Raw genomic sequence first — 12,176 nt, 5'->3', positions numbered from 1 at the left:
TCGAGTTCGTCCTCGCGCACGCCCCGCTGCCGGCCGGGGCCCGCCTGAGAGTGATCGCCGGGGACGCGTCGGCGGTGCTCCCCTCCGGATCCTTCGACCTCGTCGTCCTGGACGCGTACGACGGAGACGAGATCCCGGCCGCCTTCCACCGCGCCGAGGTGCTCGCGGGCATCGCCGAGCGCGTCGGCGGCGGGCTGCTCGCCGTCAACGTGGCGGACGACGCCGACCACCGGCGCCTGGACCGGCTGCGCGGCGAGGTGGGACGGCTGCTGCCCGTCACCGCGGCGGTCGGAGCGGCGCCGTTCGTCGAGCACCGCTCGGGCGGCAACGCGATCCTGCTGGCGTCACGCGGATCCGTCGCCGCCGACGTCGCGATCGCCCTGCTGCGCGCGGGACCGCATCCGGTCGCCGCCGCTGCGCAGCGCGACGTCGTGCCCGTCGAGGTGCCGGTAGAAGTCGACCCGTGACTCCAGGGCGACACCGGCGTCGAGGTACTTGATCTTGATGCGCTTGATGTAGGTGCGCACGGTGTGCTCGGCGATCCGCATCTCGAGCGCGACGGCCTTGACGGCCGTGCCCCCGCCGTAGGAGCGCATCACCCTGCTCTCCTGCGGACTGAGGACCGGCCGCCGCTCCTCGCTCGTGCGGAGGAAGCGCACGCGCGCCGCCTCCGAGATCCAGGTGCGGCCCGAGGCCACCGACACGACGGCCGCCGCGAGGTCGCCCGGCTCGTCGCCCTTCCAGACGAAGGCCGACCGCTCGAAGCGCAGGACGGCGCGGACCGTCTCGAGCGCGACCGAGGTCGACAGGGCGACGAGACCGCGGTAGCGCCCGCCCATCAGCGCCAGAGTGCGGACGAGCTCGCCGGGGGCGACGCTGTCGAGATCGACGACGACGACGGTCTCGGCGGGGGTGCTGCCGGCGCCGTCCTGCACGTCGAACTGCGGGACGGCGCTGCGCAGAAGGGCGAGCAGGGCTGCGCGCTCGATCGCGAGACCGTCGACGACGGTCAGGGCGAGGCGCTCGGTCTCGGGCACGGGGACTCCTCGTGGGCGCGGTCGGGAGCCGCCCCCGGGGGCACCGTAGCGCCAGGTGCCCCGCTGATCCAGCCATCGGGACATGCCGTCCCGAACAGTCCCGGGGCGGCGGTCCGGAGGGGCTCCGCGTGCTCCGGTGCGCGGCCGCGGGTCTCGGGCTAGTCTCTGCTCTCTATGGACGACGTCGACCCCCGCCCCCCGCGCGCCCGGCGGCTCCCCGCCGACGTGGTGCGGGAGCGCATGCTCTCCGCCGCGCGCGGCGTGATCTCGCAGAACGGTCTCACCGTCGGGTTCGCGCATCTGCCGATGGAGGAGTACATCCGCCTCGCTGACGTGCCCCGCAGCTCCGTCTACCGCCTCTGGAGCACTCGCGAGGAGTTCGTCGCGGATCTGATCGGCGAGGTGTTCGTGCACGACCGCTACGCCGGCGGGGACGATCCCGAGGCGCAGGAGCTCATGCGGGAGGTCTACGAGCGCCACTCCGACCGGCTGGGCACCGCGACCGGTCGGCGGGCCGTGGCCTGGGAGATGATCCGGATCGGCGCGAACGCCAATCTGGCGAACCTGCGCCGCTCGGTGGACTGGTCCTCGTACAACGCGCTGCTCGCCTGCACGTTCTCGATGGAGGAGGGGCCGGCCCGCGAGGCCGTGCGCGCCACCGCGAAGCGGATCGAGACGATGCTCACGCACCGCATGCAGGTCTTCTACCAGGAGATGCTCGACGTCTTCCAGGGCAGCCTGCGTCCCGGATTCACGACCCTGCAGCTCGCCCACCTCACCGCGATCGTCATCGACGGCCTCGCCCACCGCAGCCGTCTGATCGACGGGGACCTGGACGAGGTGATCACGGCGCCCGGGCTCACCGGCGAACCGGTCCAGTGGCACCTGGCGTCGTGGACCATCCGCTCGATCGTCGAGGGGATGCTCGAGCCTCCGGCCGACGACTAGGCCGTGTCGGGCACGATCTCGCGTTCTCAGCTCGTCCTGATCGCACGATCTGCAGCGATCCCGTGCTCGACCCGTCTACTCCTCCGGGACCGGCTCGCAGAAGCCGTCGATCAGCATCATCACGCCGGCCACCACCAGACTGGGAGTCTGCGGTCGGGCGGGGTCGAGGGGCCCGGTCACCAGTGCGGGGTCGGCGATCCTCGCGACGCAGAGCCCCTCGATGTACGCGGAGATCGCCGAGGCGAGCGCCGTGTAGGCGTCGCCGTAGACCGGCCGGACCCTCAGCCCCGCCTGGGTGAGCGTGTGCCGGTAGTACTTCGCCATGTTCTCGACGAAGTGCTGCTGCCGCTTGCGCAGCGCGTCGTGCAGGACGCTCCGCGCGGGGTCCTCGTGCGACTCCACCGTGCCGGCGAGGGCGATGAAGTTCCGCCAGTGCCGTGAGGCGAACGTGTTCTCGTAGTTCGCCTCGATCGCGACGGCGACGGAGGCGACGAGGGTCGCGCGCCGCTGCTCGGGCCCCGCCTGCTCGTCGGTGTTCTGGTGCAGGTAGGACGCGCCGACCTGCAGCGCCGGCTCGTCGAGCCGGTTCGAGAGCAGGCGGTCGGGGATCCGGGTGAGGAGCTCGTCGAAGTAGTCCTGCCTGCTCGGCCAGATGCGGTACGCCGTGCTCCGCGGGACGCCGGCCGACCGGATGAGGTCCTCGAGCGGGAGGTGGGAGACGCCCACCCGGAGGCCGCCGGTGCGGACGGCCTCGAGACCGGCGTCGAGGAGCCTGGTCCGCACCTGCTCCCGGCTGAGGCGCGGGGCCCGCGGGGACTCCGACGGGTCGGGATTCTGGGTCATGCGCACTCCGGCGGGATGCGGAGGCTCCTTCGTCGTCCCCCGATGGAGGGAGCGTAGCGCGTGCCCGACGCTCGTCGGAGACGGGCGCGGCCCGCCTCCTGCTCGGAAGCCGGGCGGACCGCGCTGCCTGTCCCCCAGGTGGCCGCCCCTTCGGCCTCTTTCACGGTAAGCGCAGTCCTCCGGGGCGGTCAAAAGACTGGGACATCGTGTCGCGAAGCGATGAGTGGAATCCCGTGGTCGGCGAGCCGCCCGGGCGTTCAGCGCACCGGGCGGCGGCGCGCCTCCTCCGAGGGCGGGAGTCCGCGCAGCACCGCCGGCGAGCGGTCCTCGCCGCTGCGCGGCCCGGCGAGGACGGCCGCGACGGCGTCGGCCGCCTCGGCGCCCGCGCGCTCGGCCAGAGCGGTGTTGCGCATCAGCTTCGCGTGGTGGCACGGGCTCGCGTCGATCCGGACGACCAGCGACGCCAACCGCACGGCGTCGCCCAGCCGGGCCAGCGGGTTGAGCTCGGCTACGACCGACGGCACATCGGGGAGCGTCATCAGCGTGTAGCGGCAGGTCGACACGGCGTACTCGTCGACACCGGCCTCGGCGGAGCTCGCCCCGACCATGATGTCGCCCAGATCGACGTCGCCGACACCGGTGCCGAGCAGCGAGGCGACCCTCACCCGGATGTCACCCGCGAGCGCGACCACGTGCACGCTCGCCGGCCAGGGCGGGAGCTCTCCCAGCTCGGTCGATCCGGTCCGCATGGCGATCCCCGCCCGGCTCGAGAGAGCGTCGATCATCGGCATGCCGGTGCACTCGCCCGCGTTCGTCGCGTCCTCGGAGGCCGCCTCGCCGCAGGAGGCCATCAGCGCCGCGAAGCCCAGGCGGCTCTGCGGCTCGAGGCCGGCCACCATCGCGGGGCTCACTCCTCCCGTCGAGTCGATGATCTCCCCCAGCCGCTTGGCGACGTCCGAGCCGGTGTTCGGAGTGCCGAAGGTGATCACGTCCGAGACCAGCGACTCGACGGGGACGCCGTCCACGTCCTGGCTCAGGGCCTGCCGCGCGGCCAGCCCGCCCATCGAGTGCGCCACCACGATCGCGCGGTTCCCCGTCGCCTGCACCAGGCACGAGAGGGAGGAGGCGAGCGCATCGCTGATGCCGGGATCGGTCACCCACCGAGCGGAGAGGTCCCGGTAGTCGAAGGTGTAGACCGCGGAGCCCTCGATGTTCTGCAGCCGCCCGATGACAGAGCGCTCCGAGACCGTCTCGGGCTCGTCGACGCCGTTCACGGCCACGAGGTCGACCAGGTGCGAGAAGGCGCCGGTGCGCGTCTCGTCGTGCGTCGCGGTGCCGAGCCAGCCGTGCAGGACGACGATCGGGACGCGCGCGGGGGCGTCGACCGTCCGCACCTCGTCATCGGGGAGGACGGGGGCGAGCTGCGCCGCTCCGCAGGAGGACGGCACCGCCCCGGCCGCGACGGCCCTGTCCGCGGGCAGCACGACAGCACCGACCACCACGAGAAGGGCGGCCAGCACGACGACCACGAGTCTCATCCGCGCGTTTCCTCACCGCTGCGATCCCGACTGGACGGGCACGGGGCGGGCACCCCTCGAACGTGTGTCGAGTCAATCATCCGTGCACGGGGAGCGGCGGGACTTGCCCGGATCGGTCGACCCCCCGTGCGGGTGACCGAGAACGACGAAGGCCCCGCCGGTGTCCCGGCGGGGCCTTCGCTCACTCAGTCCGTGCTCAGCTGTAGTTGCCGGGCTCGTAGCCGTCGCTCGAGAACGAGTCGAAGTCGACGAACGAGAGGTCGGCGTCGCTGAACGCGGCGTCGTCGGCGAAGATGCGGTTGGGGTACCGCTCGGCCTTCGCCTCCTCGGTCGCCTCGACGGACACGTTGCGGTACTTCGGGAGACCGGTACCAGCCGGGATCAGCTTTCCGATGATCACGTTCTCCTTCAGGCCCAGCAGCGGGTCGCGCTTGCCCTCCATGGCCGCCTGCGTCAGGACGCGGGTGGTCTCCTGGAAGGACGCGGCCGACAGCCACGACTCGGTCGCGAGCGAGGCCTTGGTGATTCCCATGACCTCCTGGCGGGCGGACGCGGTCCGCTTGCCCTCGGTCAGAGCCGCACGGTTGACCTCGCTGTAGCGCGAGCGGTCGACGAGCTCGCCCGGCAGCAGATCCGTGTCGCCGTGGTCGACCACGGTGACCTTGCGGAGCATCTGACGGACGATGACCTCGATGTGCTTGTCGTGGATCGGCACGCCCTGCGAGCGGTAGACGCCCTGGACACCGCCGACCAGGTGCTTCTGCACCTCGCGGACGCCCAGCACGCGCAGGACCTCCTTGGGGTCGACCGTTCCGACGTGCAGCTGCTGACCGAGCACGACCGACTGGCCGTCCTCGACGAGGAGCTGCGAGCGCTTGAGCACCGGGTAGATGACCGCCTCGTCGCCGTTGTCCGGCTGGAGGATGAGTCGTCGGGCCCGGTCGGTGTCCTCGATCGTGATGCGACCGGCGGCCTCCGCGATCGGCGACGCGCCCTTGGGGGTGCGGGCCTCGAAGAGCTCCTGCACGCGGGGAAGACCCTGCGTGATGTCGTCGGCCGAGGCCGATCCACCGGTGTGGAAGGTGCGCATGGTGAGCTGCGTGCCGGGCTCGCCGATCGACTGGGCCGCGATGATGCCGACGGCCTCTCCGATGTCGACGAGCTTGCCGGTGGCGAGCGAGCGGCCGTAGCAGGCCGCGCAGACGCCGACGGCCGACTCGCAGGTCAGGACCGAGCGGACCTTGATGTGACGCACCTCGGCGCCGACGAGCTTCTCGATGAGGACGTCTCCGACGTCCTCCCCGGCCTCCGCGATGACCTCGCCGGCCTCGTTCGTCGCCGGAGTGGCGAGCGAGCGGGCGTAGACGGAGTTCTCGACGTTGGAGTCCTGGATCCAGGCGCCGGTGGCGTCCTGGAGCATGATCGGCAGCTCGAGGCCCTTGGTCGTGCCGCAGTCGTCCTCGCGGATGATGACGTCCTGCGAGACGTCGACGAGACGACGCGTCAGGTATCCCGAGTCCGCGGTGCGGAGCGCGGTGTCGGCCAGACCCTTGCGGGCACCGTGCGTGGCGATGAAGTACTCGGCGACCGACAGTCCCTCGCGGTACGAGGAGATGATCGGTCGGGCGATGATCTCGCCCTTCGGGTTGTTCACCAGGCCGCGCATGCCCGCGATGTTGCGGACCTGCAGCCAGTTTCCACGCGCACCGGACGTGACCATCCGGTTGATGGTGTTGTCGGTCGGGAAGTTCGCGCGCATGGCCTTGGCGACCTCGTCGGTCGCCTCGGTCCAGATCTTCACGAGCTCCTGGCGACGCTCCGCCTGGGTCGTCAGACCCTTGTCGTACTCGGTCTCGACCTTCGCGGCCTTCTTCTCGTAGCCCGCGATGATCTCGGGCTTGGAGGGGGGCGTGAGGATGTCCGACAGGGCGACGGTGACACCGGACCGGGTGGCCCAGTAGAAGCCGGCGTCCTTGATGCGGTCGAGCGAGGCGGCGACCTCCACCTTCGGGTAGCGCTCCGCGAGGTCGTTGACGATCCCGGAGATGGTCGTCTTGTCGGCGACCTGCTCGAAGTAGGGGTAGTCGACCGGCAGCGCCTCGTTGAAGAGCGCGCGGCCGAGCGTCGTGTCGAGCAGGACCGGCGCGGTGACCTTGCCGGTCTCGTCGAGCTCGACGCCCTCGGGTGCGGTGCCCTGCGCGAAGTAGACCTCCGACATGCGGATGCGGACCTTCGAGTTCAGGTGCAGCGAGCCCTGGTCCTTGGCGAGGATCGCCTCGGAGACCGAGGAGAACGCACGTCCCTCACCGGCGGCACCCTCGCGGATGGTCGTCAGGTGGTGGAGGCCGATGATCATGTCCTGCGTGGGCAGGGTGACCGGACGGCCGTCCGAGGGCTTGAGGATGTTGTTCGACGCGAGCATCAGGATGCGCGCCTCGGCCTGGGCCTCGACGGACAGCGGCAGGTGGACGGCCATCTGGTCGCCGTCGAAGTCCGCGTTGAACGCGGCGCAGACGAGCGGGTGCAGCTGGATCGCCTTGCCCTCGACCAGCTGGGGCTCGAAGGCCTGGATGCCGAGTCGGTGCAGCGTGGGCGCGCGGTTGAGCAGGACGGGGCGCTCGCGGATGATCTCCTCGAGCACGTCCCACACCTGGGGGCGCGAGCGCTCCACCATGCGCTTGGCGGCCTTGATGTTCTGCGCGTGCGACAGGTCGATCAGGCGCTTGATGACGAACGGCTTGAACAGCTCCAGCGCCATCTGCTTGGGCAGGCCGCACTGGTGCAGCTTGAGCTGCGGTCCGACGATGATCACCGAGCGGCCCGAGTAGTCGACGCGCTTGCCGAGCAGGTTCTGGCGGAAGCGACCCTGCTTTCCCTTGAGCATGTCGCTCAGGGACTTCAGGGCGCGGTTGCCGGTACCGGTGACGGGGCGACCGCGGCGGCCGTTGTCGAACAGGGCGTCGACGGCCTCCTGCAGCATGCGCTTCTCGTTGTTCACGATGATCTCGGGGGCACCGAGGTCGAGCAGGCGGCGGAGACGGTTGTTGCGGTTGATCACGCGGCGGTAGAGGTCGTTCAGGTCGCTCGTCGCGAACCGGCCTCCGTCGAGCTGCACCATCGGGCGCAGCTCCGGCGGGATCACCGGGACGACGTCGAGCACCATCGCGGCCGGCGAGTTGCCGGTGGCGAGGAACGAGTTGACGACGCGCAGGCGCTTGATGGCGCGGATCTTCTTCTGACCCTTGCCCTCGGCGATCTGCAGGTGCAGCGTCTCGGCCTCGGCCTGGAGGTCGAACTGCTCGAGGCGCTTCTTGATCGCCTCGGCGCCCATGTAGGCCTCGAAGTAGACGCCGTAGCGGTCGACGAGCTCGTTGAAGACCGCGTCCTCGGGCTTGAGGTCGCCGACCTTGAGGGTGCGGAACTGCTCCCACACGCTCTCGAGCCGCGCGATGTCCTCGTCGAAGGACTTGCGGATCTGCGACATCTCCTTCTCGGCGCCGTCCTTGGTGCGGCGCTTCTGGTCGCTCTTCGCGCCTTCCGCCTCGAGGGCGGCGAGGTCGGTCTCGAGACGGGCCAGGCGGTCCGCGATGCGGGAGTCGCGCTGGTCGGAGAGGGTCTTGATCTCGAGCCGGAGCTCGTTCTCGAGGCCGGGCATGTCGGCGTGACGGCCGTCGTCGTCCACGTCGATGATCATGTACGCCGCGAAGTAGATGACCTTCTCGAGGTCCTTCGGCGCCATGTCCAGCAGGTATCCGAGGCGCGAGGGGACGCCCTTGAAGTACCAGATGTGGGTGACGGGGGCGGCGAGCTCGATGTGGCCCATCCGCTCGCGGCGGACCGAGGACTTGGTGACCTCGACGCCGCAGCGCTCGCAGACGATGCCCTTGAAGCGGACCCGCTTGTACTTGCCGCAGGAGCACTCCCAGTCGCGGGACGGTCCGAAGATCTGCTCTCCGAACAGGCCGTCCTTCTCGGGCTTGAGGGTGCGGTAGTTGATGGTCTCGGGCTTCTTCACTTCACCGTGCGACCAGCGACGGATGTCATCGGCCGTCGCGAGGCCGATGCGCAGCTCGTCAAAAGTTGTTACGTCGAGCAATGTTTTCTCCTTGTCGGAAAACAGGGTGTCTCGTCAGAGACGGGAGGTCGGAGCGGGTCGCCGGATCAGATGTCGTCGACGGAGGACGACTCGAACCGGGAGGAGATGTTGATGCCGAGCTCTTCCGCAGCGCGGTAGACCTCGTCATCGGTGTCGCGCAGGCTGACCGCGGTGCCGTCGGCCGAGAGGACCTCGACGTTCAGGCACAGGGACTGCATCTCCTTGATGAGGACCTTGAAGGACTCGGGGATGCCCGGCTCCTGGATGTTCTCGCCCTTGACGATCGCCTCGTACACCTTCACGCGGCCGAGGATGTCGTCCGACTTGATGGTGAGGAGCTCCTGGAGCGCGTAGGCGGCGCCGTAGGCCTCGAGGGCCCACACCTCCATCTCGCCGAAGCGCTGTCCACCGAACTGCGCCTTACCACCGAGCGGCTGCTGGGTGATCATCGAGTACGGGCCCGTCGAGCGCGCGTGGATCTTGTCGTCGACGAGGTGGTGCAGCTTCAGGATGTACATGTAGCCGACCGAGACCGGGTCCGGGAAGGGCTCCCCGGAGCGGCCGTCGAACAGCTGCGTCTTGCCGGACGAGCCGATCAGGCGCTCACCGTCGCGCGTCGGGGTGGTGGAGTCGAGGAGCCCTGCGAGCTCCTCCTCCGCCGCGCCGTCGAACACGGGGGTCGCGACCTTGGTGCCGGGCGCCGCCTCGCGGGCGTGCTCGGGCAGGCGCGCGGCCCACTCCGGCTCGCCGTCGACCTTCCAGCCCTGCTTCGCGATCCACCCGAGGTGGATCTCGAGGACCTGGCCGAAGTTCATGCGGCCGGGGACGCCGAGCGGGTTGAGGACGATGTCGACCGGGGTGCCGTCGGCGAGGAACGGCATGTCCTCGACCGGCAGGATCTTCGAGATGACGCCCTTGTTGCCGTGGCGGCCGGCGAGCTTGTCGCCCTCGGTGATCTTGCGCTTCTGGGCGATGTAGACGACCACGCGCTGGTTGACGCCCGAGCCGAGCTCGTCGTCGCCGTCCTGCGCGTCGAACACCTTGACGCCGATGATCGTGCCCTGCTCGCCGTGGGGCACCTTCAGCGACGTGTCGCGGACCTCGCGGCTCTTCTCGTTGAAGATCGCGCGGAGCAGGCGCTCCTCGGCCGAGAGCTCGGTCTCGCCCTTGGGCGTGACCTTGCCCACGAGGATGTCGCCGGGGCGGACCTCGGCGCCGATGCGGATGATGCCGCGCTCGTCCAGGTCGGCCAGGAGCTCCGGGCTGACGTTGGGGAGGTCGCGGGTGATCTCCTCCTTGCCGAGCTTGGTGTCGCGGGCGTCGACCTCGTACTCCTCGATGTGGATCGAGGAGAGGACGTCGTCCTTCACCAGGTTCTGGCTGAGGATGATCGCGTCCTCGAAGTTGTGTCCCTCCCACGGCATGAACGCGACGAGCAGGTTCTTGCCCAGCGCGAGCTCGCCGTTCTCGGTGGCGGGACCGTCGGCGACGACCTCGCCGACCTCGATGCGCTCGCCGGCCGAGACGACCACGCGGTTGTTGTACGACGTGCCCTGGTTGGAGCGGTCGAACTTGCGCAGGAAGTAGGTCTGCGTGCCGCCCTCGTCCAGCTGGACGGTGACGGAGTCGGCGGAGACCTCCTGGACCACGCCCGCCTTGTCGGCGGTGATCACGTCGCCGGCGTCGATGGCCGCGAAGCCCTCCATGCCGGTGCCGACCACGGGCGACTCGCTGCGCAGCAGCGGGACGGCCTGACGCTGCATGTTGGCGCCCATGAGCGCGCGGTTCGCATCGTCGTGCTCGAGGAACGGGATGAGGGAGGTCGCGACCGACACCATCTGGCGCGGGGAGACGTCCATGTAGTCGACGCGGTCGGCGTCGACGAGCTCGACCTCTCCGCCCTTGGGGCGGACGAGGACCTTGCCCTCGGCGAAGTGGAAGTCCTTAGTGAGGGGGGCGTTCGCCTGGGCGACCAGGTACTCGTCCTCCTCGGACGCGGTGAGGTAGTCGATCTGCTCGGTGACGCGACCCGCGACGACCTTGCGGTACGGGGTCTCGATGAAGCCGAACGAGTTGATGCGCGCGAAGGACGCGAGCGAGCCGATCAGGCCGATGTTCGGGCCTTCCGGGGTCTCGATCGGGCACATGCGGCCGTAGTGCGACGGGTGGACGTCGCGGACCTCGACGCCGGCGCGCTCACGGGAGAGACCGCCGGGGCCCAGCGCCGACAGGCGGCGCTTGTGGGTCAGGCCCGCGAGCGGGTTGTTCTGGTCCATGAACTGCGACAGCTGCGACGTTCCGAAGAACTCCTTGATCGCGGCCACCACGGGGCGGACGTTGATCAGGGTCTGCGGCGTGATCGCCTCGATGTCCTGCGTGGTCATGCGCTCGCGGACGACGCGCTCCATGCGGGACAGTCCGGTGCGGACCTGGTTCTGGATCAGCTCGCCGACCGCGCGGATGCGGCGGTTGCCGAAGTGGTCGATGTCGTCGACGTCCAGGCGCAGGTCGACCGGGGCGCCCTCGCGCACGCCCGGCAGGGTGGTGCGTCCGTCGTGCAGCGCGACCAGGTACTTGATGGTCGCGATGATGTCCTCGACCGTCAGGACCGAGTCGGACAGCGCCTTGTCGATGCCGAGCTTGCGGTTGATCTTGTAGCGGCCGACCTTCGCGAGGTCGTAGCGCTTGGAGTTGAAGTAGAAGTTGTCCAGCAGCGCGCGCGCGGCCTCGGCGGCGACCTGCTCGCCCGGACGGAGCTTGCGGTAGATGTCGCGGAGAGCGTCCTCCTTGGTGAGGATGTTGTCCTTCTCGAGCGTCAGCTCGATCGACTCGTAGCCGGCGAACTGCTCGAGGATCTCCTCGCTGGTGAGGCCGAGGGCCTTCAGGAAGACGGTGACCGACTGCTTGCGCTTGCGGTCGATGCGGACGCCGACCTGGTCGCGCTTGTCGATCTCGAACTCGAGCCACGCACCGCGGCTCGGGATCACGCGAGCGGAGTAGATGTCCTTGTCGGACGTCTTCTCCTGCTGGCGCTCGAAGTACACGCCGGGCGAGCGGACGAGCTGGGACACCACGACACGCTCGGTGCCGTTGATGATGAACGTGCCCTTCTCGGTCATGAGCGGGAAGTCGCCCATGAAGACCGTCTGGGTCTTGATCTCACCCGTGAGGTGGTTCATGAACTCGGCCTCGACGTACAGCGGGGCGGCGTAGGTCTTGCCGCGCTCCTTGCACTCCTCGATCGTGTACTTCTCGGGCTCGAGGTACGGGTTCGTGAAGCTCAGCTGCATCGTCTCGCTGAGGTCCTCGATCGGGGAGATCTCCTCGAAGATCTCGTCCAGACCGGAGTTGGCGGGGAGGTCCTCCCGGCCGGCGGCCTTCGCCTCGGCGACGCGGGTCTTCCACGCCTCCGAGCCGACGAGCCAGTCGAAGCTCTCGGTCTGCAGTGCGAGCAGATCCGGAACCGTCAGGGTGTCGCTGATCTTGGCGAACGAGAGACGCGATGCGCCGCGTCCGTTCTTGGGTGAGGTGGTGGTTGCGTTGGGCGCAGCAGCCAAGGAAGGAACCTCCGTAGACCCTCGCGGGTCTCAATCTGTGGGATGTGTGGAGTGGGCTCCCGCCGGGCGGGCCGACACTCCCCTGTCCGCACGCCGCAGGGACCGGTTCGACGCGGTCTTCGGGGTGGGGGCTAGAGTGTGGCATCGGCATCCACCA

Annotated in this window: 6 protein-coding genes; 1 reads left to right on the top strand and 5 read right to left on the bottom strand. The window is 69.5% G+C overall.

Annotated elements, in window-relative coordinates; genetic code table 11:
- Positions 1 to 344: 344 nt before the first annotated feature.
- Positions 345 to 1,037, bottom strand: coding sequence for a LuxR C-terminal-related transcriptional regulator (locus AC0CID_RS18075; protein WP_207403189.1), 693 nt, complete (start codon positions 1,035 to 1,037; stop codon positions 345 to 347).
- Positions 1,038 to 1,211: 174 nt separating this feature from the next.
- Between AC0CID_RS18075 and AC0CID_RS18070 the strand changes: the two genes are divergently transcribed.
- The gene (locus tag AC0CID_RS18070) at positions 1,212 to 1,985 is read left to right on the top strand and encodes a hypothetical protein (RefSeq protein ID WP_207403190.1); all 774 of its coding nucleotides are present in this window, start codon (positions 1,212 to 1,214) and stop codon (positions 1,983 to 1,985) included.
- A gap of 75 nt (positions 1,986 to 2,060) precedes the next feature.
- Here AC0CID_RS18070 and AC0CID_RS18065 read toward each other — a convergent pair whose 3' ends face one another.
- The 4 genes from AC0CID_RS18065 to rpoB all read right to left on the bottom strand — a co-directional run bounded on the left by AC0CID_RS18065 (position 2,061) and on the right by rpoB (position 12,019).
- Entirely contained in the window at positions 2,061 to 2,828 is a 768-nt protein-coding gene (locus AC0CID_RS18065; RefSeq protein ID WP_465227895.1) for a TetR/AcrR family transcriptional regulator, read from the bottom strand.
- Positions 2,829 to 3,085: 257 nt separating this feature from the next.
- Entirely contained in the window at positions 3,086 to 4,366 is a 1,281-nt protein-coding gene (locus AC0CID_RS18060) for an esterase/lipase family protein (RefSeq protein WP_465227894.1), read from the bottom strand.
- Positions 4,367 to 4,562: 196 nt separating this feature from the next.
- Positions 4,563 to 8,462: a DNA-directed RNA polymerase subunit beta' gene (locus AC0CID_RS18055; RefSeq protein WP_207403193.1), complete on the bottom strand. Its 3,900-nt coding sequence runs from the start codon at positions 8,460 to 8,462 to the stop codon at positions 4,563 to 4,565.
- Positions 8,463 to 8,527: 65 nt separating this feature from the next.
- Positions 8,528 to 12,019 carry a DNA-directed RNA polymerase subunit beta gene (gene rpoB / locus AC0CID_RS18050; RefSeq protein WP_207403194.1) on the bottom strand — a complete coding sequence of 1,164 codons (3,492 nt, stop codon included), beginning with the start codon at positions 12,017 to 12,019 and terminating at the stop codon, positions 8,528 to 8,530.
- Positions 12,020 to 12,176: the final 157 nt, after the last annotated feature.

This window comes from Rathayibacter sp. AC451 (genome assembly GCF_979253095.1).
This window is presented reverse-complemented; position numbering and strand designations above follow the sequence as displayed.